General features: G+C 28.7%; 20 protein-coding genes. 16 read left to right on the top strand and 4 right to left on the bottom strand.

Going from position 1 to position 22,949, the window contains the following annotated elements; all coding sequences use genetic code 11:
* Positions 1 to 151: 151 nt before the first annotated feature.
* Complete coding sequence (gene yedF, locus CLCHR_RS06825) at positions 152 to 724, top strand: sulfurtransferase-like selenium metabolism protein YedF (protein ID WP_079438949.1); 573 nt, start codon at positions 152 to 154, stop codon at positions 722 to 724.
* Positions 725 to 748: 24 nt separating this feature from the next.
* The gene (locus CLCHR_RS06820; protein WP_079438948.1) at positions 749 to 1,708 is read left to right on the top strand and encodes an NAD(P)/FAD-dependent oxidoreductase; all 960 of its coding nucleotides are present in this window, start codon (positions 749 to 751) and stop codon (positions 1,706 to 1,708) included.
* Positions 1,709 to 2,028: 320 nt separating this feature from the next.
* Here CLCHR_RS06820 and CLCHR_RS06815 read toward each other — a convergent pair whose 3' ends face one another.
* Complete coding sequence (locus CLCHR_RS06815) at positions 2,029 to 2,616, bottom strand: GDSL-type esterase/lipase family protein (protein WP_079438947.1); 588 nt, start codon at positions 2,614 to 2,616, stop codon at positions 2,029 to 2,031.
* A gap of 28 nt (positions 2,617 to 2,644) precedes the next feature.
* Positions 2,645 to 3,337 carry a RusA family crossover junction endodeoxyribonuclease gene (locus CLCHR_RS06810; RefSeq protein WP_079438946.1) on the bottom strand — a complete coding sequence of 231 codons (693 nt, stop codon included), beginning with the start codon at positions 3,335 to 3,337 and terminating at the stop codon, positions 2,645 to 2,647.
* Positions 3,338 to 3,804: 467 nt separating this feature from the next.
* Here CLCHR_RS06810 and tsaD point away from each other — a divergent pair, with 467 nt between their 5' ends.
* The 5 genes from tsaD to CLCHR_RS06785 all read left to right on the top strand — a co-directional run bounded on the left by tsaD (position 3,805) and on the right by CLCHR_RS06785 (position 9,022).
* Positions 3,805 to 4,824 carry a tRNA (adenosine(37)-N6)-threonylcarbamoyltransferase complex transferase subunit TsaD gene (gene tsaD / locus CLCHR_RS06805; protein ID WP_079438945.1) on the top strand — a complete coding sequence of 340 codons (1,020 nt, stop codon included), beginning with the start codon at positions 3,805 to 3,807 and terminating at the stop codon, positions 4,822 to 4,824.
* An 8-nt stretch (positions 4,825 to 4,832) separates the two neighbouring features.
* Positions 4,833 to 5,834 carry an alpha/beta hydrolase gene (locus tag CLCHR_RS06800; protein ID WP_079438944.1) on the top strand — a complete coding sequence of 334 codons (1,002 nt, stop codon included), beginning with the start codon at positions 4,833 to 4,835 and terminating at the stop codon, positions 5,832 to 5,834.
* A 268-nt stretch (positions 5,835 to 6,102) separates the two neighbouring features.
* A complete protein-coding gene (locus CLCHR_RS06795) occupies positions 6,103 to 7,329 on the top strand; it encodes a S1C family serine protease (RefSeq protein ID WP_079438943.1) in 1,227 nt (408 codons plus the stop codon).
* Positions 7,330 to 7,546: 217 nt separating this feature from the next.
* Positions 7,547 to 7,858 carry a PTS sugar transporter subunit IIA gene (locus tag CLCHR_RS06790; protein ID WP_079438942.1) on the top strand — a complete coding sequence of 104 codons (312 nt, stop codon included), beginning with the start codon at positions 7,547 to 7,549 and terminating at the stop codon, positions 7,856 to 7,858.
* Positions 7,859 to 7,873: 15 nt separating this feature from the next.
* Positions 7,874 to 9,022, top strand: coding sequence for an ABC transporter substrate-binding protein (locus CLCHR_RS06785; protein ID WP_079438941.1), 1,149 nt, complete (start codon positions 7,874 to 7,876; stop codon positions 9,020 to 9,022).
* Between the two features lie 91 nt (positions 9,023 to 9,113).
* Here CLCHR_RS06785 and CLCHR_RS06780 read toward each other — a convergent pair whose 3' ends face one another.
* Positions 9,114 to 10,256, bottom strand: a complete 1,143-nt coding sequence (locus tag CLCHR_RS06780) for a glycosyltransferase family 4 protein (RefSeq protein ID WP_079438940.1) — start codon at positions 10,254 to 10,256, stop codon at positions 9,114 to 9,116.
* Between the two features lie 127 nt (positions 10,257 to 10,383).
* Between CLCHR_RS06780 and CLCHR_RS06775 the strand changes: the two genes are divergently transcribed.
* The 4 genes from CLCHR_RS06775 to CLCHR_RS06760 all read left to right on the top strand — a co-directional run bounded on the left by CLCHR_RS06775 (position 10,384) and on the right by CLCHR_RS06760 (position 14,418).
* Positions 10,384 to 11,400, top strand: a complete 1,017-nt coding sequence (locus tag CLCHR_RS06775) for a CotS family spore coat protein (protein ID WP_079438939.1) — start codon at positions 10,384 to 10,386, stop codon at positions 11,398 to 11,400.
* A 1-nt stretch (position 11,401) separates the two neighbouring features.
* On the top strand, positions 11,402 to 12,217 hold the full coding sequence (locus tag CLCHR_RS06770) for a spore coat protein (protein ID WP_079438938.1): 816 nt from the start codon (positions 11,402 to 11,404) through the stop codon (positions 12,215 to 12,217).
* 55 nt (positions 12,218 to 12,272) lie between these two features.
* Positions 12,273 to 13,328 (top strand): CotS family spore coat protein, encoded by a 1,056-nt coding sequence (locus CLCHR_RS06765; protein WP_079438937.1) that lies wholly within the window; start codon positions 12,273 to 12,275, stop codon positions 13,326 to 13,328.
* A 328-nt stretch (positions 13,329 to 13,656) separates the two neighbouring features.
* A complete protein-coding gene (locus CLCHR_RS06760) occupies positions 13,657 to 14,418 on the top strand; it encodes a DUF2087 domain-containing protein (RefSeq protein WP_079438936.1) in 762 nt (253 codons plus the stop codon).
* 244 nt (positions 14,419 to 14,662) lie between these two features.
* Here the strand turns inward: CLCHR_RS06760 and CLCHR_RS06755 are convergent, their stop codons facing one another.
* Positions 14,663 to 15,784, bottom strand: a complete 1,122-nt coding sequence (locus CLCHR_RS06755; RefSeq protein ID WP_079438935.1) for a glycosyltransferase family 4 protein — start codon at positions 15,782 to 15,784, stop codon at positions 14,663 to 14,665.
* A 108-nt stretch (positions 15,785 to 15,892) separates the two neighbouring features.
* On the opposite strand from CLCHR_RS06755, the gene CLCHR_RS06750 reads away from it, so the two are divergent.
* The 5 genes from CLCHR_RS06750 (at position 15,893) to CLCHR_RS06730 (ending at position 22,894) form a co-directional block, all read left to right on the top strand.
* Positions 15,893 to 16,891, top strand: a complete 999-nt coding sequence (locus tag CLCHR_RS06750; protein WP_079438934.1) for a CotS family spore coat protein — start codon at positions 15,893 to 15,895, stop codon at positions 16,889 to 16,891.
* A gap of 169 nt (positions 16,892 to 17,060) precedes the next feature.
* Positions 17,061 to 17,924, top strand: coding sequence for a sporulation peptidase YabG (gene yabG / locus CLCHR_RS06745; RefSeq protein ID WP_079438933.1), 864 nt, complete (start codon positions 17,061 to 17,063; stop codon positions 17,922 to 17,924).
* A gap of 311 nt (positions 17,925 to 18,235) precedes the next feature.
* Positions 18,236 to 20,236: a putative bifunctional diguanylate cyclase/phosphodiesterase gene (locus tag CLCHR_RS06740; protein ID WP_079438932.1), complete on the top strand. Its 2,001-nt coding sequence runs from the start codon at positions 18,236 to 18,238 to the stop codon at positions 20,234 to 20,236.
* 286 nt (positions 20,237 to 20,522) lie between these two features.
* Positions 20,523 to 20,765, top strand: a complete 243-nt coding sequence (locus CLCHR_RS06735; protein ID WP_011967739.1) for a Veg family protein — start codon at positions 20,523 to 20,525, stop codon at positions 20,763 to 20,765.
* Between the two features lie 566 nt (positions 20,766 to 21,331).
* Positions 21,332 to 22,894 carry a DUF3794 and LysM peptidoglycan-binding domain-containing protein gene (locus CLCHR_RS06730; RefSeq protein WP_079438931.1) on the top strand — a complete coding sequence of 521 codons (1,563 nt, stop codon included), beginning with the start codon at positions 21,332 to 21,334 and terminating at the stop codon, positions 22,892 to 22,894.
* Positions 22,895 to 22,949: the final 55 nt, after the last annotated feature.

Raw genomic sequence — 22,949 nt, 5'->3', positions numbered from 1 at the left:
GGTATACTATTAATGAGAAAAAATTTATATAATAAAGGTATAATTAGTTAATTAAATATACTTATGAATTCGAAAACTCACATTTGAGAAATTAGCTACTAAAATTTGATATATTAATAGTAGATTAAAATATTGTAAAGGGGCTATAAGGATGAAAGAAATTGATTGTAGGGGATTACCTTATCTAAAAATAATAAGAGAGATAAAGAAATATTTTAATTCAATTGGTGAAGGTGAAGCAATTGTTATAGTAAATAGCGAGCTTGGAAGATCTAATGTTTTGAGATATGCAGCACATAAAGGATATCAGTTAGATGAAGAAAATGAAGAGAATAGGTTTTTAATAAAGATAGAAAAAAGAGGGTGCTTGGAAGTTGAAGATGAGGGTGAGATATTCTCAATACTAATAACAAGAGAGAAACTCGGAGAAGGTGACGATGACTTAGGAAAAATTTTAATGAATGAATACTTCGAGGTACTAAATGAATATGACAAACTTCCAAAAGAAATTCTATTTTTAAATTCAGCTGTTAAACTATTCCATAAGGATTCTATGGCTATGGAAGAGATAAGGCTCTTATATAAAAAGGGAGTGAATCTTTTAATTAATGATACATCCCTAGAACATTATAATTTAACAGATCAAATTACTTTTGGGGAAATAACAAGTATGTATGATATGGTTGTTGCTATGAAAAGAGCAAAAAAGTTAATAAGACTTTAGGAATTAATACTGGAGGATATCAGGATGCCAAATTACGATTTAGTTATTATAGGAGCAGGAATAGCTGGAATGACAGCAGCAATTGGAGCTGCAAAGGAAGGTATAAAGAGAATCTTAATTATAGAACGAGAGAATTATGTTGGGGGAATAATAAATCAATTTATTCATAATGAATTTGGTAAAAAGTTAATAGGGGAATTAGTAACAGGGCCGGAATATGTTGACTTTGTAGAGAGACAGATAAATGAACTTGGTATACAGATAGTTCTGGATACTACAGTACTTGACGTAACTAAGGATAATGTAATTACTTACGTGAATTCAGAAGAAGGAGTTAAGGATATAACTGCTATATCTATAATTTTTGCTATGGGTGCAAAGGAAAGATATTCAGGAAATGTTGTAATCCCAACCAATGGACTTACTGGTATATTTACTGTAGGTGAAGCTCATAGGATAATCAATCTAGAAGGGTACCTTCCTGGAAGAAAAACTATTATTATAGCAAAAGATAAATGGGGGTTTATAGTTGCAAGAAGGTTAATAATAGAAGCTGGAAGCATAGAAGGAATAGTAATAGAAAAGACATTTAAAGAAATGGCGGATGCTGAAATAGTAAGTATTATTGATGGATTTGATATTCCTATAATTCAGAACTCTAGAGTAATTGAAATTGAGGGGAATAATAGAATTGAAAAAGTAAAGATTATGAACTTAACTAATGAAGTAATAGAAGAGAAAGAGTGTGACTCCTTATTATTATCAGTTGGTTTCTTTCCAGAAACGTCTATAATAAAAAAATTAGATATTAAAATGAATAATGAAATTGCAGGTCCTAAGGTGGTGGATTTTGAAACATCAATAGATGGATTATTTGCATGTGGAAATATTATTTACGGAGAAAATGCATTTCACATGAAAGAGACAGACGGAATTGAGTGTGGAATCAAAGCGGCACAATACATAAAGAAGGTTACAAATTAAAGGTATTGTGAAGTATTTTTATGCCTTTCCGTTTATCAATACTTATAATGATTTAATACATTTCATATATAATCTTTAGGAGATATTTGCAAAATACTTAAAGTGGTAGCAAAACAAAGAAATAGAATACATATATGTGGAGCAGGCATTGAAAAATAAGCTGATGCATATCTTAATGGGAAGCTGTTCCGTTTTTGCTTGTCCTGTGCTTGCCACAGGAACATGCAGAAATGGGTGCAACTTTCCATTTAGATATGCCCAGTGAAATTTTTCATAGTCCTGAGGAACATATATGTATTCTATTTCGGTTGTTCATTGCTTCACTTTAAGTTCTTCGTAATACCTTTATAATGTAAAAGTGCTACTTCATACATAAGTTCATGCCCTTGAGAAGTTAAGTGAAGACCATCTATGTAGATATCATTCCTATCCAAGGTTAAATTGTAAAAATCGATGAATGATAATTTATATTTATTACAAAGACTGATAAGTTCTTCTTTTAATAAGAATAAAGCATCTTCAGCATATTTATATAGATGAGAGGGAGAAAAGAGATCATTGGCCATTTTACCAATAATTTTTGGAGGAATCCCGATAGTTATTTCAGAATTAATATCTATTCCATCTTTAATCATTAGTTCTATATTATCAATTATTGAAGATACTTGCCTTCCTAAAAGAAGGTCATTTGTGCCGGCCATTATAAAGATTTTTCGCGGAGAGTAAACTAAAACATCATTGTAGTAGCGGGTAAGCATTGTAGTAGTTGTCTCACCATTATGGGCTTTATTTAGTGCAGATAAAGAAAGTTTTTCAATAAGCTTATATACCCAAGAGTTATTTTTGTTTACTCCGTATCCAAAAGTTAGACTATCACCTAAAAAAATAATATCAATATTATTGCTCATCATTAATTCCTTTCAACTACATGTACATTTAAAATAATTTATTAAAACATTTTTTACATATTAAAGTTTTCCCACTATCGGCTTTTACATAGTCATTTGAAGTTATTACTTTATTACAGATGCTGCAAAGGATATTTTTAGTTGAAGCATCTCTAGGAATCTCACTATGATTTTCTAAATAACTTGGACTTGATTTTGGTATTTTATTCTCTTTCAATCCCTTAGAGTCTAAGGAATTAGATTGGTTATTTAAGACACTTTTCTTTATTGGAGAATATAACTTGGCTTTTGTAGGTACAGTTTTTTTTGTGATTGTATACCCAAAATCATATTCACTTTCAGAAAATAGTTCTAATTCAAATCTAGGATTATCTTTATCATAATATTCTTCTGTGAAAATTTTAGTTATTTGAGCGTCGTTAATAATCAATCCGCTTTTTTCTATACCGTCAAAGATACTTTTGGTAATGTTAATAGTATCTGGATGACGTTTTTCGCTTTTATAATATACTCTTAATATAGCTATCAGACTTTCAGAAAAAGTGATATCTGGATTTTGACTTCTTGCAAGCAATGCAATCTCTTGTTCATATAAAGCGTACCTATCATGATATTTTCCAGAACTATGTGGTAAAATTGCGCGACCGTTAGTATTATGTAATTTAAAGTTCGATTTGGTAATAGGCGAGCCTGTAATTACCACCTTAGCATAATTAGACATTTAGATTCTCCTCAAGTAAAAATTAAATTATTACTTCAAATATACAGTATATATAGCATTTATACAATAATCATGGATTAGAAGCGACTACATATATATGAGCAAGCTACAACTTAGAATATTCAGCGATTTTTTTTGTATGGTTGTCGTAATGAATGTATTTACGATTTTAGTAAGTCGTAACATAAATATATAGTACATGTTGAGCATATATAAGAAAATTTAACTTTGATATTGTAATATATATAAAGTATAATGTTTTAGTGGTAACTAAAAAGTAATATAATTAAATTATGTAAAATATTTGATTAACTATTAAGATTATATTAAACGATATGAAGAACACATGAATTTAGCATAAATATAAGGTAAAATAGATTTTAGTAGAAGATAGTATTATAATTCAGAATAAAGTTAAACTAAGATTCTTTTGTTTAGCTTTGTTTGTGATAAAAGAGGTATGAAATATGGATAAAAAAATAATTTTAGCTATAGAATCAAGTTGTGATGAAACTTCAGCTGCCGTTGTAGTAAATGGCAGAGAGATTTTATCTAATGTAATTGCATCACAAATTGAAACACATCAAAAATTTGGAGGGGTAGTACCTGAGGTTGCATCAAGAATGCATATTGAAGTAATAGACAGTGTTGTTAAGGCAGCTCTTGAAGAAGCAGAAGTATCATTAAATGATGTTGATGCTATAGGGGTTACATATGGCCCAGGACTTGTGGGAGCTCTTTTAGTAGGGCTTCAATACGCAAAGGGATTGGCATTAGGATCAAAGAAGCCATTGATTGGAGTAAATCATATTCAAGGGCATATTAGTGCAAATTTCATTGAACATAAGGATTTAAAACCGCCATTTGTATCACTAGTTGTTTCAGGCGGCCATACATTTATAGTAAATGTGAAAGGTTATAGAGATTTTGAAGTAATTGGTCAAACTAGAGATGATGCAGCAGGAGAGGCTTATGACAAGGTTGCTAGAGCGTTAGACCTTGGATACCCAGGTGGACCTAAAATTGATAAGTTGGCAAAAGAAGGAAATGAAAATGCAATAGAATTTCCAAGGGCTAAATTTCAAGATGATACATTAGACTTTTCTTTTAGCGGGGTTAAATCTGCTGTATTGAACTATTTAAATAAAGCTAAAATGAAAGAGGAAGAAATAAATAAAGCTGATATTGCAGCATCTTTTCAAAAAGCAATAATAGATGTATTAAAGACTAACCTATTTTTAGCCTGCGAAAGAAATGGAATTAAAAAAATTGCAGTAGCGGGTGGAGTTGCATCTAATTCATATTTAAGAGAAACTCTTCTAAGAGAAGGAAATAGAAGAGGAGTAGATATTTTGTTTCCGTCACCAATTCTATGTACTGATAATGCAGCAATGATTGGAAGTGCAGCTTACTTTAATTATGCAGAAGGAGTAGTCTCTAATTTAGATATAAACGCAAGACCCAATCTTAAGCTAGGGGAGAGGTAGATTCTAATATGAAGTTATTATGGCATTCCAATGGAATACATAAAGTTGAAAAGGATAAAGTCAGCAAAAGAAGAGTTCTAAAGAAAAGTATAATTTTCATTATTGGATTACTGGTTTTAGGATTTGCAGTGCATATTATAAATAGTTTTGTAGATAATGCAAGATTGAAATCAAGATTTAAGTATGTAAGAATAGATGGCAAAAAAATGGAGTATAGAATTAAAAATCCTGGAGAATATACTGTAGTTTTTGATGGAACAATTGGAACTAATATGTATGAGTGGGAGAAAATCTGCAAAGAATTGGAAGAAAAAAAGATTTCAACATTCATATACAATAGAAGGGGATATGGATTTAATGATGGCGGGGATGCTAGAACACCTGAGGAACAAGCTAAGGATTTAAAGCTTTTGCTTAGAAAAGCTGGGGCACCAGAACCGTATATTTTAGTTGGAGAAGAGTATGGAAGTTTAGTTTCCACAAATTTTGTTAATTTATATTCAGATTCAGTTGCAGGTGTTGTGTTGGTTAATCCAATATCTGAAGAAGAAATCAAAACTAAACCGTTCAAAGATCTAATGAAAGCAAAATATTATAGAAGTATATTTGAAGAGATAGGCACTAACATTAGTTTAACCTCATTATTAAGTAAAATGGGATTGACTAGTGAAAATACTACTTTTAAAGAGAATTTAACTGGCAGTGAATTAGATGAATTTAATAGTTTTAAAAATAGAACAAATTATAAAGAAGCAGTTTCAAATGAATTTAAAAACTTATACAAGAATGTGTCTAATAGTCAAACCGATGGATTGTTAGGTAGTAAACCATTTTATTTGATAACGGATAAAGAGGAAGATCCTATTAGAAATATAGGACAATCAGCAAGTACAATAGTATATAAAGAGGAGATTGATGGATCCCCACTTTCATTATTAGATTCAGATACAATTGTTAATGGAATAAATAGCGTTCTAAAAGATGCGAAGAAATTAGTTAAGAAGTCATAGCGTTAAGTAGATTTCTTTTGAACTAAACGTAAAAAATAATATTTTTATAGACAAATATTATTTTTTACACCTTAATAAGAAAATTATATTTAATTATATATTATTGTCATTTATTTGACACATAATAATTTTATACTATCATTATAGAACTACTATTACTAGTAGTCATAACTTGAAGTATAAAATACTTTAAAAGCATCATAGATAATGTGGCACAATGGCTAGTTGATAAGTTAATAATTGATATTATATTTAGGAGGAAAAATATATGAGTGATAATAATGAAAAATATATTGATGTAGAATCATTACCAGTAAACGAAGGTCAGCAAGTTTCATGGGAAAACTGTTTTCAAAATAATGGTAATGCTTATGTAGAACCTAAGAGGAAAGAAAGAAGGGGGCTGCGTCTATTAGGAAAGATAGCAGGAATTTTAATTCTTACTATGGTAGGCGGCGTGGCTGGAAGTGGAATTACTTATTCTATAATGAGACCCAATAATGTAGCAGCTACAAAGCAAATAACAAGTTATATTCCTCAATCTTTTACTTCAAGTACATCAGATGCTATGTCAGCAGCAGATGCATTTAATAAAGTTGCACCAGCAGTTGTTATTGTTTCAACTAAAAGTACATCCAGTAATGGATTTACAAGTGGAGAAGTAGATGGAATGGGATCAGGCTTTATTATTAATGAGGAAGGTTATATATTAACTAATTACCATGTAATTTCAGGTGCGAAAGAGATTACAGTTACATTAAGTAATAATACAGAAGTAAGTGCATCAGTAGTCAATTATGATCAAGAAAAAGATGTGGCGATGCTTAAATTAAAAGAGGGAACTACAGTTCCAGCAGTTGCAGAGCTTGGAGATTCAGATCAAATATATCCGGGTGCAGAAGTTATAGCAATAGGAACACCTCTTTCAAAGAATTTTGCACAAACTCTTACAAAAGGAGTTATAAGTGGTAGCAACAGAACAATAGAAGGCCAAAGCGGAACTAGTGTGAATTTAATTCAAACAGATGCTGCTATTAATCCAGGTAATAGTGGTGGACCGCTAGTAAATGCAAAAGGAGAAGTTATAGGAATAAACTCCATGAAGATAGGATCTCAAGCGTTAGGAGAAACTAACATTGAAGGAATAGGATTCGCAATTCCTATAAATGAAGTAAAAAATAAAATTGATTCTTTATCAAAGCCAATATTGAATTTAGGAATTCAAATAAGAGAAATTGATAGTGCTACTGCTAAAAAATATGACTTAGTAGAAGGAATATATGTAGCTTCTGTTGATGAGTACTCACCTGCTGAAAAAGGCGGACTTAAGATCGGAGACATTATTGTAAAGTGTGATGGGAAATCATCTAAAACATTTAAAGAACTTAAGGATATAAAAGAGGGCAAAAAAGCTGGTGACACAATGAATATTGAAGTAATAAGAGATAAGAAAACAGTTGACGTTTCAGTAGTATTAGAAGAAAAAACAAACTAGAATTAAAGATAGCTAAGGTTAAAATGAAAAGGTAAGTTAGAATGGAGAACTAGAATTGGTGATATATGGAGCTAATTCTAGTTTTTCTTTATGCTTTAATAATAAGTTAGTTTATCCTTTAAAAGTTCATAGAAAAGTAGTAAAATTAATGATTATAAGGGTAAGGCATTCTTAGTTTTAGTTTTTAGATGCCGGTAGAAAAGAAGGGGATAAAAACATGGAAGAGGTAATATTGAATATAATTATGCATAGCGGAGAAGCTAGAAGCCATGCTATGGAAGCGATTTCTTCAGCAAAAAGTGGTGATTTTGATGAAGCAAGAGAGCTAATAGTTAGGGCTGATGAGGAATTAGGATATGCCCATAGCTCTCAAACAAGTCTAATTCAAGGTGAAGCTGCAAATGACAATATAGAATTTTCACTGCTTTTAGTTCATGCTCAAGATCATTTAATGACAACGATGACTTTTAAGGATCTAGCAGTGGAACTAATTGAAGTACATGAAAAAATAAACTCTATTAATAAATAGATTGAGGTATTACGTATGAAAAACAAAATTAAATATGCTATTTTATTTTCAGCTCTTTTAGTTATAGGGATAATAAGCATTAACCTATTTCAACCAAATAAGGATCAACAGGTTAAAGGAAGCATAGAACTTTTAGTAAATGAAAATTCCTATGATTATTTGGTAGAGTGTGCTAATAATTTTATGAAGCAAAATGATAAGACTACGATTGTGATAAGCAGATTAGAGAATCATAATCAGATAATTACTAGCAAAACAGAAGATAAAGTTAAAAATAAAGTTCCTAATATAGCTCAAATTGACAGATATGATTTTGAACAACTAAAACTAAACGGTTATGAGTACTATAATAAAGATAATAAACTTTTAAGTGACTATGCTAAGAATTTTTCTAAATATAGAGTATCTCAAGTAAAGTATGGTGAAAACGCTATAGGAATACCATTAACTTCCAAGCCGTTAGCTTTTTATGTTCGAGAGGATATGTTAAGGAAATACGGATATAAGAAAGAGAGCATGAATACATGGGAAGATGTTATAAGGATTGGTAAGGATATATATACAAAAAGTCAAGGAAAAGTTAGTATTATTAATGCAACTGGACAAGATTATGAGGATCTGTTGGACTTAATAACAATGGAGATATTAAGCGATAATGAAAAAAACATGGATGTTATAAAATCAGAAGTTCAAGCTATGATGAAGAACTTAAAAGATAATAATGTTTTAAATTTTCAAGAGGATGGAGAATTTTTAGCTAGGATATCTTCAATCAATGCGATTAGAGAGATAATGGCTTTAAATGAACCTTGCGAATGGAGTGCGGGCAATGTTCCGAGTCTTAAACCAGGAACAAATAAGTTTTTTGCATCTGAGGGAGATAATCTAATAATATTAAATCAGAATAATGATAATGAAAAACTTATAGAAAAATTTATAACATATGTAATTACTAATAATAAGGAAGCTATAAAATATGTAGAGGAGGGAAGATTCTTTTCAAGTTATTTATCAACTTATAATAATAAAGAAATAGAAAATCCAGTGAAGAATTTTATTGGTAATAGTCCGCTTCTAATACTAAGTAATATAGAAGAAAAGGCTCCGGAAATTAGTGATTATGATAAATATATAAAGTTAAAGCAAGAGCTTAGAACACAGTAGGTATTGTATTGTGGGAAACTTAAAGTTAAGCGTGAACAACCGAAAGAGAATACATATATATGTATTCTCTTTCGGTTGCTTGGTGGTAAGTCTAGGTTACTCCATTAAGTTGAGTATTACTCAATAACTTTTTGTATGCATCTAAAGTTTTTTTAGCAGTCTTCCTCCAGGTGAATTCTAGACTTCTTAAATAACCTCTTTCACTTAGATCAGCCTTTAATTGTTCATCATTTAGAAGAGTTACTAAAGCTTTTTCTAATTCATTTATATTATGTGGATTTATTAAAATTGCAGTATCGCCAGTAACTTCTGGAATTGATGTTAAAGTAGATGTTATAACTGGTACCTTACAGCTCATGGCCTCTAATGGTGGTAATCCGAAACCTTCATATAAAGAAGGATAAATAAATGCATCACAACCACTATAAAGAATAGGTAAAATATCATCTTCTAAATATCCACAAAAAACAATTTTATCTTCAAGGTTGTTATTTTTCACAAAAGTGAGAAGTTTTTCACCTTCATCTTTCAAAGGACCTCCTAAAAGTAATTTATATGGTTTATCTAAGTCCTTATAAACTTTACTAAAAGCTCTAATTATACCTAAAACATTTTTTCTTAAGCTAAAACCACCAATGTACAATATATATGGTTCTTTAACTCCGAAGGTATGATCTACATATAGCTTGCAACTATTTTTATCTAAAGGCTTAAAGTTACTATTAGCAGCAAGTGGAGTGACAAATATTTTTTCTTCTGGATAGAAACTAAAGAATTTTAAAATATCTTTCTTTGAGTATTCAGAAACTGTTAGAATACCGCTGGAATTAGATATTATATTAGGCATATCTCGTAAAAATCTTTCCAAATAGCCTTTCCCAACAGTTTCAGGCATAATATATGGAATCAGGTCGTGAATTGTAACAATAGTAGGGGTTTTTGTATCAAAATCAAGTCCTATTCCATTTTGAGGGATATGATATAGATCAGCATGAAATCTATTCAATTGACTTGGAATATAGCATTTCTCATAAAAACCGCCATGTCTACCAGAAGAATATACTACATTTGTATTTTCTTTATTGAAAGCACTGTTAAATTCTCCAGTGCAAAATAAAGTATAGTAATCTTTCGAATCTAAAGAAAGGATTTCTGATATAAGATTATTAGTATAAGTACCAATGCCGGTCCCATGATGTAAAGTAGCACTACGAGCATCAATGGCAATTTTCATATGAACACCTCAATAAATACATATATAGTATAAAGTATTAATTAATATTAATATTTGTGAATCTAAATCACAATAAATTATTTAAATACATATAATAAAAATAAATAATGGCTGGTAGGAAAGTTTTATGGAGAATAATAAGGATATACTCAAAATTAAAAGCTATGTTGAAGAAAATTATAGCCTAAATGTAGATAATATAGAAAAAGTAAAAAACAGCTACAGAATTATTACGAAAGATGAGGGATATTGTTTAAAGGTAATTAAATATGATTTCTCTCATTTTTATTTTATTTTTTCTGCTATGAAACACCTACAAAGAAAAGGATTCACCAATATTCCTGAGTTTATTATGAACAAAGAAAAAAGAGAATATGGAAGTGTGGATGGAAAATATGTTTATTTAACAAAGTGGATTTCTTCAAGAGTAAGTAATTATGATAATCCTTTAGAATTAGCAGCAATATCAAATGAACTTGCAAATTTACATCAATGTAGCAAAGGCTTTACTTTAGAACTAAAAATGAGACCTAGAATTGGATGGTTTTCTTGGACCAATGTATTTGAGACTAGAAAAAATGAGATATTGGATTTTAAAAATAGAATAAACCAAAAAGCATATAAATCGAGTTTTGACTTACTGTACTTAGAAAATGTTGAGAAGGAAGTAAAAAGAGCAGAAAAAAGTATATTAGGTCTTCAAAAAAATAATTATGTAAAGGTTATGGAGAAAGAAGTTTTTACCAGAGGATTTTGTCATCATGATTATGCCCATCACAATGTTTTAATAGATAATAATAAAAACATCAATATAATAGATTTTGATTATTGTATATTAGATTCTCATATTCATGACTTGGGATCTTTGCTAATAAGGGCTATGAAGGATGAAAAGTGGGACAAGGAAAAAGCAGACTTAATACTGAATTCTTATAGCAAAGGGATGGAAATTAAGAAAGAAGAAATACCATTAATAAGAGAATTTATAAGATTTCCACAAGCCTTTTGGCAAATAGGTTTGCAAGTATATTGGGAGCAACAACCTTGGGGAGAGGAGTTTTTCCTTAATAAATTAGAGAAATATTTAGATGATTGTGATGGTAGAGAAAAGTTTATTAATAGTTATTTTGATGGAGGAAATTAATATGGATAAATTATCAATAACTGAATGCTTAAGGTTAAAGGGAATAACTATTATTGGACACGATTTTAGCTATGATAAAAACATAAGCAAAAGAGACATCACTTCTCAAATTGAATTAATAGTAGAAATTCAGAAATCTTTGATAGGTTGTAATTTTCCTGGATTAAGCAGAATTAGAAGCATAATAGGTAGGGAAGTAGAGGAATATAAAGTCCAAGTAAAAAAATTGCAAAGACATTATGAATATATAGTTAGTAAACCTTGCACAAGCGAAATAGAAAATTTAATTTTATCAGATGGAAAGATGATGCTTAAAAAAGCAAAAAGGGCAGTAAATTATATTTATGAACATGATTATTACGGTGTTATAAAGCGTAGTATGAATAGAGAAGAGATATGTATTGGTAAAGTTGATAAAAATAATTTAAGAAAAGTTGAAGGAAATATTGAAATAGGGACAATTAAAGGAATGGCATACAATTTAGTAGAAGAGGATTTATATTATTATATCAAAAGGCTGCAAAGGAAGGAATTTCAAATAGATGAAAAAGAATTAATAGAAATGTTTGTGCGAGCATCTCATCTATCTTTTAACAGTCTTGATTATTTAAAAGGTCTATGTAGTTACCCAAAAGATTTTATGAAGAGCTGGGAAAGGTATAGAGATAGAAAGAAAGATGGAATTAACGAAATACATCACTCATTAAGTGTTTGCAATTTAGAATGTAAGGAGGATAAAAAAGAGAAAACTGTTGAAGAGATACTATCAGAATTAAAGCGAAGTTTAAAGTATGAAAGCAAAAGTTTTATCATATAAGTATCTTTATGAGAGGAAATTTTTATATATAGCTTAGTTATGTGGGAGGAAAAATATGAATAAAACTAAGTATTCAGAAAAAAATTATTTATGTGACTATGATTTGAGTTTGAAATTATTTGATGAATTAGAAATAAAGGTAAAAGATATTACGCCTCTTAGAAAAGTATTTGTATTATATACAGATGAGGGAAATAAGATTTTAAAAAAAGTGAATTATGGAGTAGATAGAATAAATCTAATAAGTGATTCTTTAGAATATGTTAAAAAAAAATATAATCATGTAATATCATACAAAAAATATAAAGATAATTCGAGCTATAAGAAGTGGAAGGATGATATCTATATTGTAATGGATATACTAGATGGACGGGAAGCATCATTTTCAAATCCTATAGAAATAGATCTTTGTGCAGAAAATATAGCACTGATGCATAAGGCATCTAAAGGGTTAAGAGAATATTTAAAAGACAAATATAATAGAGATTTTTTAGATATATCACTTAAAGAAAAGTTTAGAAAGGCATATGATGAATTAATTTCTATGAAGGAGCTTGTAGAGTGTTACAGATACAAAAATGAATTCGATAATTTGTTTATTGATAATGTAGACAAATACTTGATAGAGATTAAAGAAGTTCAACATTTGCTTGAAAAAAGTAAATATGAAGAATTAATAAAAAGTGGGGATACTATTTCTCTTTGTCATAACGATTTAGCTTATCATAATTTTTTAACTAAAAATAATGAGGTAAATATAATAGATTTCGATTTTATGACAATAGATTTAAGAGTAATGGATATTGGAAATTTTATCTTAAAGTCTATAAAAAATGCAGGCTTTGATATAGATAAAATGTTAACATGTATCAATGGATATGAGAATATCTCTACATTAAAGAAAGAAGAAAAAGAGTTATTATATATATTAATAAAATTTCCTAAAGATTTTTATACGATTTCAAGAGATTACTATTATAAAAGGAAAAAATGGGAGTATGAAGTTTATTTAAGCAGGTTTGAAGCAAAATTAAATAATGAGGATTTCAGATATGACTTTTTGAAAGCATATGAAAATAAATTTCTTATAGAAAAGCCGACTCAACAATGAATTAATTTATAGATTTGATATTTAAAGAGGAGCACTCTTTTGAGAGTGTTAAATAGAAAGTGGCTGTAAGCATTTCATTAATAAAAGCTGTTTCGTTATTTGACATACTATTTTGGAATAACTATGGAATAAAACAGCTTTCAGTTAGTAGGATTCACAGCCATTTTTTTGTTAGCTAATACCAGACTATTTCTAATTATATTGAAATTTTATATATAAATCGTTCTAAAAGTATTATTATAGTGTATTAGTATGGGAAAGTTATTGACACAAGACAAACGACTTGGTATATTGTTTATAATTTTAATCGACATAGGAGGGATGCTAAATGCTTAAAAAATCTCTTTTGGATATGAATTTGGAAGACATTAAAACCGGATATTTATTTAATTCAGATAAAGGAATATATGAATGTTTAATTTGTGGAGAAATCTTTGAGGCAGGAGAAGTATATCCGATAAATGGAAGGTTTTTTGATGCTAATAAAGCAGTAGCTTTCCACATTAATGAGAGACATAATTCTATGCTTGAGCTTTTACTTGAGTTAGATAAGAAATATACAGGAGTTACTGAAAATCAAAAAAGTTTGTTAACAGATTTTTATAATGGTTTATCAGATAGTGAAATAGCTAAGAAAAATGGAGTAGCAGCGGCGACTATAAGGCATCAAAGATTTGTGTTTAGGGAAAAAGCTAAACAAGCAAAAGCATATCTTGCTATTTTTGAATTAGTTGAAAATTCTACAAAAAAACAGCAAAAAGAAAATTTAGTTGAATTACATAATGGTGCAAAGATGGTAGATGAAAGATATGAACTTACTTATGGAGAACAAAATAAAATAATAGAGACATATTTTGATAACAGTGAGTCTCTAAAATTAAAATCTTTTCCTACAAAAGAAAAACGAAAAATAGTTGTGCTCAGAAAAATATCTTCTTTATTTGAGATGAACAAGAAATATTCAGAAAAAGAAATAAATATAATATTAAAGACGGTGTATCAGGATATTGCCACGCTACGAAGATATTTAATTGAATATGGTTTCATGGAGAGAACTACGGATTGTAGTGAATACTGGTTAAAGATTTAAGTTGAAAAGCGGCCTAAGTAGAGGTTGATTTTTAATGGTCTAATAAAATTTTCTGGAATTAACAGGCAGCCTATTTTGGCTGCCCATTTTGGTATATAAGTTTTTGATTCAGGTGCAAAAAATCTCCACTTGAAGTATTTTATAAATGGGTTATATGAGGAAAAGGTTATAAGATGATTGAGCAACAAAACTAGGTAGAAATCCTCAGCTCTAAAAATAGGCAAATGTTTTATCCAGTATTATTTTAAAGTTTTAATATGGATTCATAAGCCGATATTGTATCGAGAGCAGTTTTATCCCAGGAAAAGCTTTTACTACGAGTTAAGCTTTTCTTGACCATGGTTAGTCTTAATAAGCTGTTACTTAACACTCTTTCGATATCATAAGATAATGCATCTATATCATTTGGATCTATAAAAAGTGCAGATTCATAACATACTTCTGGAAGTGAAGTAACATTAGAAGCTATTACAGGCGTTCCACAAGCCATTGCTTCTATAGGTGGTAGTCCAAAGCCCTCATAAAATGATGGGTATACTAAAACTTCAGTAGCATTATAAAATAAAGGCATATCTTCAATAGGAATAAAATCTGTAAAAACAACATTGTTAGAGAGATGTAATTCCTCAGCTCTATTTCTATATTTTTCATAGGAAGCGCCTTTTTTACCTGTAATCACTAACTTGAAAGTTTCTTTTAACTTATTAGGAAGATTTGCATATGCTTCAATTAGACCTATTATATTTTTTCTTGGGCTAAAGCCACCAACGTATAATATGAAATCTTCCTGTATGCCATATTTTTTTGTGATAAGATCTTTTGATTGACATTTACTAAGTGGCCTATAAATATCTTGAGCAGCAAGTGGAGTAACATAAATATTTTCAGAAGGAAAATCAAATTCTTTAGCTATATCATCTTTAGAAAAATTAGACACGGTAATTATTCCGTCACAGTTTTTCAGGATTTTAGGCAATTCATTATTAAATATTCTAAGGTATCTATCACTAACAGTTTCAGGCATTCTTAACGGGATTATATCGTGCAATGTAATAACTTTTTTACAAGTGATATTTTCTGATAGTCCAACTCCATTCTGTGGTACATGGTATAGTTCAATATCAGTATTATTCAATATATTTGGAACATTTACATCATCCCAAAAACTGTTAGAAGATGTTGAGTCAACGAATGAAGTTTTAAAATTACTTTTTAAATTTTCTATAGAGTTACATTGTGGCATGAAAATTAAATAGTTATTATCAGAATCAACATTACTAAGACTTTGTATTAATTGATTAGTGTATGTGCCTATTCCAGTTCCGTGATACCACTTTGCAGCTCTGCCATCTATTCCTATTTTCATTATTAAACCCTTTCATAGCATTTATCCTAATCCATTATATTAAAAGAATATAAAAAATGTTAATAAAAGAAATACAACTCTCATATAAATATACAGGAGGTGAGAACTATGATGAGGGAATTTGAAATAGAAAGACAATTTAACATTAAGATAGAAAAAATTAAAGCTAATAAAGGAGTATACTATCTTAAAACAGACAAGGGCGAAAGATGTTTAAAGAAAATAAATTATGGACCTCAAAAATTATTATTTGTATACGGTGCTAAAGAGCACTTGAGGAAAAATGGTTTTAATAATTTAGATAAATATTATTTAAACATAAATGGAGAACCTTATGCATTAGTTAATGAAGATTTATACACTTTATCTGAATGGTTAGAAGGAAGAGAATGTGACTTTCATAATATAGATGAGGTAAAGATTGCAGCTAAAACTTTAGCTAATCTTCATGAAGCATCTAAAGGATATGATCCACCAGAAAATTCTAAGCTTAAAAGTGATCTTGGTAGATGGCCTCATTTAATAGAAAAGAGAATTAAATCTCTGGATAAAATGAGAGATATGGTGCGAAAGAAGAGTATAAAAAGTGATTTTGACATACTGTATTTAAAGTCTATGGAATTTTATAAGGAAATTGGAAAGAAGGCTTTAGCAACCTTAAATGAATCAGACTATTACGAATTATGCATGTTTGCAGAGAATGAAAAAAGCTTTTGCCATCACGACTTTACTTACCACAATATAATCTTAAGTGAGAATATGGATGTACATGTTATAGACTTTGATTATTGCAAAAGAGAAATTAGAACCTTTGATATTAGTAATTTTATGATAAAAGTTCTAAAGCGAGTAGAATGGAATTTAGAATTTGCTAATGCAATTATAGATTCGTATAATTCAGTATATCCGTTAAAATCAGAGGAATATAAAGTATTATATGCATATCTTCAATTTCCACAAAGATATTGGAGACTTGCTAATAGGTACTATTATAATGAAGTTAACTGGGGACAAAATACATTTGCAAGTAAATTAGAATCCATAATAAATGAGCAGGAAAAGTATCTAGATTTCTTAGAAAAATTTAAGAATGATTATAAAATATAACGAGCAAATATTAAAGGAAAGAACTGGTTAAAAATAATTTTATATTATTTTTAACCAGTTCCTTTATTATTAAGACTAAGAAATATATATGAACAGCTATTATAATGAGAAACCTTTAATAACCTCTACCATATTATAAATTGTGAAATAATATCATAGGAAGAGAATAATGGAGATAGGAGATATTGTTGTAAGAAAATCATACAATAAAGATATTACATTTAAGATAATTGATATCAAAAATAATAATGGTAAAGATAATATTATTTTAAAAGGAATTAATATAAGAATAATAGCTGATGCAAGTATAGACGATTTAGAAATGGTTGAAGAGGAAGATAGCGGCTCTCAAGATAAAATTCTAAATACTAGAGTAAATGAGGCTATAAAGAAAGCTATGATTTTAAGGGGAGATCTTAGGGATAAAGTTGAGAAGTCTCCAAAAATAAAAGCAAAAAATGATTTAATGTTTGGTAGGCCTGGAAAAATACTTCATGTTGATGGAGATAGTGAATACATGGAAACTTGCTTGAAAGTATATAAACAATTATCATTGGATGCTGTTGGCAGAGCTATACCTGAAAGAGAACAACCAGATGTAATTGTGGATTTAGTTAAAGAAGTAAAACCAGATATTGTAGTTCTGACTGGTCATGATAGTGTTCTAAGAGACCCCAAAGATTATCTATGCCTAGACAATTATAGAAATTCAAAATATTATTTGGAATCTGTTAAGAATTTGAGAAATTATAATTCAAGTTATGATGAGTTAGTCATATTTGCAGGAGCATGTCAAAGTTGCTATGAAAGGATATTAGATGTAGGTGCTAATTTCGCATCGAGTCCCAATAGAGTTTTAATTCATTGTCTTGATCCTGTTTTTGTATGTGAGAAGATTGCTTATACAAGGATAGATAAAGTAGTATCGATAACTGATGTAATTGAGAATACAATAACAGGGATAAAGGGAGTTGGAGGGCTACAGACTAGAGGCAAATATAGAGAGGGATATCCTAAATCTCCATATATTTAAATATATGGTTAACAAGTTAGCTAGCAATAGTATTAAAATCTTTTTAATAATTTTTTGTTGCAAAATATAACAAATCTAATGTTCATATATTATAAAGAGGGCTATATGCGTATTGAAATAAAAGTAATATGCTATAACCTTCTTTTTAACGCTTTATTTGAGATGATTGCTATTATTAATTAGGATTTGCATACAGGATAATATGGACCAAAATTCAAATTAATAAAATAGTAATTTTTATTATTGATGGAATATGGTTTATAATTAAAATATTAAAAAAACAAAAATAAAGTATGTAAGAAGGAATGTTGATGAGAGCAAATCTAAATTTAATAATTAAAAAGAGTATTAGAAGGATAAAAGATATTTTTTCTATAGAGGAGATTGTAAAAAAGCATAAGCTACACAGTATATTTAACACGATTATTATTATAGCAATATTAATTTTTTCATTATTTACAATTCTTTCGTATAGAATGGTTGAATATAGTAATAGCAACCAAAATAAAATGTATGAGGATGGATACTTGGCATCCAATTATGCTAATAAAATTAATGAAGATATTTTAAACATAAGAATAAATTCAATTTTATATTCAACTTCCTATGAACAAGCTATAGCAGATGAGTTAAAAGTATATGGAAAAGATATTGAAGATAACGTTAATAATTATAAATCACTTCATAATTTAACAGAAGAAGAAAAGGATATACTGAGCAGACTTGAAAAAACCAATGAGCTTCATTCGGTTAAGGTTAAGGAAATGATTTATGACATTAGTAAGTCGATAGAAATTAAAGATACTGTAGTTAAGGAAATTTTTTATTTAGAGAATACAACAATTGGATTAAGTAAGCAATTACTAGACTATTCGAATGTGTATGTACATAATTTAAATGACAAGAATAAAGAGATAAATAGGATAGTTATAAGCACAATTATTATTGTTAATTTGGCTATGGTATTTCTATTTATTATAATTATTTTTATCGTTAGAAAAATTAATGAAACTGCAGATTTTTATGCTTTTTATAGTTCTATTACTGGATTACCAAATAAAAAATATGTGGTAGATACTTTAGCTAATGACATTTCTAAAGTGGGTAAGGATAAATATGGAGTATTAGCAAGCCTTGATGTGGACAACTTTAGGGCAGTTAATGATACCTTGGGACATAGCTGTGGTGATAAATTTTTGAAGGAAGTTGGAAGAAGGTTCAAAAAGATAATAAATGCAGGAGATTATGTCTGTCATGTCAGTGGAGATGAGTTTTTATTTTTTATTAAATCTGTAAATAATAGAAATGAAGCTGAAATTATGGCAAAGAAAATATTAAATACGTTTGAGGAAGTATTTTGTATCAAAGGAAATAGAATTGATTATGTAACTTCAAGTTTAGGATTAGCGGTCATTAATAAGGATGGAAATGATTTTGAAACTTTATATAATTATGCAGATGATGCTATGTATTATTCAAAAAGGGCTGGAAAAAATAGATATAGTTTTTATGATAGGGAAATGAGTTCAGGAGTATATGAAAAAGCCATAAAGAAAAAAGAAATTGAAGAAGGAATTAAGAATGGAGAATTTAAGGTGTTTTACCAGCCTAAGATATCAAATAAAGAAAAGTTTTTAGGGGCAGAGGCCCTTGTAAGATGGATAAAAAATGATAATAAAATCATACCACCATCAGAATTTATAGAATTTGCAGAAAATGAGGGACTTATAAAAAATATAGGTGAAGTAGTTATTATCGAAGTATGTAAAAAAATAGATGAGTGGATTAAGAAAGGTTATAGCAACTTTAGGATAGCGATTAATTTATCAGCGGAACAACTTATAAATGATGAGCTATGTGATAAGGCATTAAATATTATAAAAAAATTTAGAATTCCATTTGAATATATAGAATTCGAAGTTACTGAATCTATAATAATAAAGGACTTTAATGTTGCAATTAAGAATATTGAAAAAATTAAGAGTTATGGTATTAAAGTCAGCCTTGATGACTTCGGTACTGGATATTCATCTCTAAATTACTTAAAGGAACTTTCAATTGATTGTGTAAAAATTGATAAGTCATTCATTGATAATTTAGTTTTTGATGATGCAAGTAATGTTATGGTTAATACAATAATAAAGATATGCCATTACTTTGGTTATGAGGTAGTAGCTGAAGGCGTTGAAAAAAGAGAACAAGTTGACTGTTTAAAAGATTTAGATTGCGATATATTTCAAGGATATTATTTTGGAAAACCAATGAATCACGAGGACTTTGAAAGTCAATTTTTACTAGATTTAGATAGATAGATTTATAAAGTAATAAGACTATATACATAAGAATAAAACTTTTCTTATGTATATAGTCTATTAAGTATCTAGAAAATTAAATGAAAAATATAATTAAAAAGTAAATTTCATAAGAAATAGAATAATAATTAAAAAAATACAGATAATAAAATAAAATAGCCGATAAATATATATAATTGGAAAAATGTTTACATTGACAATATACCGTTGTTAATGATAAAATAATAATTTTACTTGACAAAAATAAGCCTATAAGGTATAATATATAATGAAAGAGGGTGTTTACATGGAAAAAGTTAAAACTATTGCTTCCATTAAAAACGACATAGAGAGGCACGTAGGTCAGAAAGTGACTCTGAAAGCTAATGGTGGAAGAAAAAAGATTTTAGTTAACGATGGTATAATTGAAAGTGTATACCCAAGCATTTTTGTAATAAGATTAAAAAATGACACCCAAAGGACTGTGACATATAGTTATTCAGATGTATTAACAAAGACTGTACAATTGGTATTTCCAACTAGAATATAAACTTCGATTAAATCGGGGTTTTTCTTTTTAATAAAGAATATTAAATAATAACTTTACAAGTAAATTTATTATTTAATATTTATTTTTATTATAATTTAAATAAATGGATGTTTTTAAAAATGTAAGATAATAACTTTCTGGTGATATTTCTGAATAGGCGCCATTAGAGAAGTAAATTATTGGAAAGTTTAAGATGTGTTTATGAGATGTTATGAAAAAAATTACCAATAAATTGATAATTTAAACGCAAAATTCGCTAAGAAAGCTGAATTAATTGCATGCAAATACAAAAAAAGAAAGATGGTGGGTTTCCATCTTTCAACTATGGTATAAAAGGGTATTGAGAATTTATGAGAGGTTATATGGTCAATAACCACTTACTATATTACGACAAAAAATAGTATATGTCAATAAAAAACGAAAAAAAATTTAGAAGAAAAAATTATCAGGCGAAAATTATAAAATCTTTACTAAAATTTAATATTAAAATAAAAATATACCTATCATAAATTTCATCTTAAAAGTATATAAATGAATAATAGGAATTTTATGGAGGTATAAAAAAGATGGCAGATATAGATATCATAAAAGAAAATGTACAATTTGAGCAGTTACTTAGAGAAAACAATACTAATACAGTATTAAAAGATGAATACTTAATACCAGATACTCATCCAGACGTACAAGAGATATTAACTGTAGAAGCTAGACCGACTATAACTAATAAGGAACTAATTGGTGATAAAATAGTAATTGAAGGTAAAGTTGAATACACAGTAATATATTTAGCTAAAGAAGATGGCTTAGTGGCAAATTCGGTTAGCTATAACCAAAACTTCACTAATAATATTGATTTAAATCAAGGTGAAAATAAAGTGATTTGTGAAGCGGAGTGTAATGTTGAACATATAGAAGCTGCTATAATGAATGAAAGGAAAATATCTATCCAAGGCATAATTACAATAGATTGGGAGCTTTATAAAAGCAATGAATTCGAATTTGTAAAAGATATAGAAGGAAGCGATGAGGTAGAAGTATTAAAAAATACAGAAACAATAAACAAAATGAATGCAACTGAAAATGTTGAATTAGTTGGTAGATCTATGATCAGAGTAGGAATGGATAAGCCTCAAATTAGTAAAATATTAAAATGTTCATTATTACTGCACAAAAAAGAAATAAAAATTGTAGACGACAAAATATATCTTGGATGTTACTGTAAATTAAATATTTTATACAAAGGAGAGGATTCTAGAGAATTAATTCCGTTAGAGGACGATGTTTACTTATCAAAAGAAGAAGAAATTAGAGGCATTACATCAGATATGATTCCAAATGTTTCATATGAAGTGTTAAATAATGACTTAATGTTAGAAGAAGACGACTTGGGAGAAGTAAGAATCGTAAATGATGAGTTCGTAGTGAGAGCGAATGTTAAAATATTTTCAAAGGAAAATATAGATACAATTAAAGATGCATATTCTACTAAATGTTTGCTTGGGCTTAAGAAAGATGAACATGAGGTTGGCATTCTACATGGAATTAATAACTCTGAATCAATAATTAAGTATAATATTCAATTGAAAGATAATGATTTAAGACCTGAACATATTATATCTGCAAATGGAACTATAATAATAACTGATAAGCAAGTTATGAGAGATCGAGTTGTTGTAGAAGGCATTGTTAAAGCAGATGTGCTATACAAGACAACAGATGAGGAAAAATATTTATCACATATTAAAGCTGAAATACCATTTTCAGCAATGATAGATATTAGTGGTGCTGACGAAAATATGAAATCTATAGTGAAAGCAAATTTAGAAAACATAGATGCAGCAATAGAAGGAAATAGTATAGCAATTAAAGCCAATATAATATTATCTGGCAAGGTTTTATACGAAGTAAATAAAGAATTTATTTCAGACATAATTGAGGAAGAGGGAGATATTCCAGAAAAAAAAGCAAGCATAACTATTTATGTTGTGGGTAAAGGCGATACTTTTTGGGATTTGGCTAAGAAGTATAATACAACAGTAAATGATCTGATTAAAATAAATAAAATTGAGGATCCTGAACATATAGAAGAGGGAAGAAAATTAATAATTCCGGGAAGAGCTATTTTTTAGGAAATAATAAGTTCATAAAATAAAGAGAGGTTTCAAGAGGCTTTATAGTTATCTG

The organism is Clostridium chromiireducens, from assembly GCF_002029255.1.
Classification (GTDB): Bacteria; Bacillota; Clostridia; order Clostridiales; family Clostridiaceae; genus Clostridium; species Clostridium chromiireducens.
This window is presented reverse-complemented; position numbering and strand designations above follow the sequence as displayed.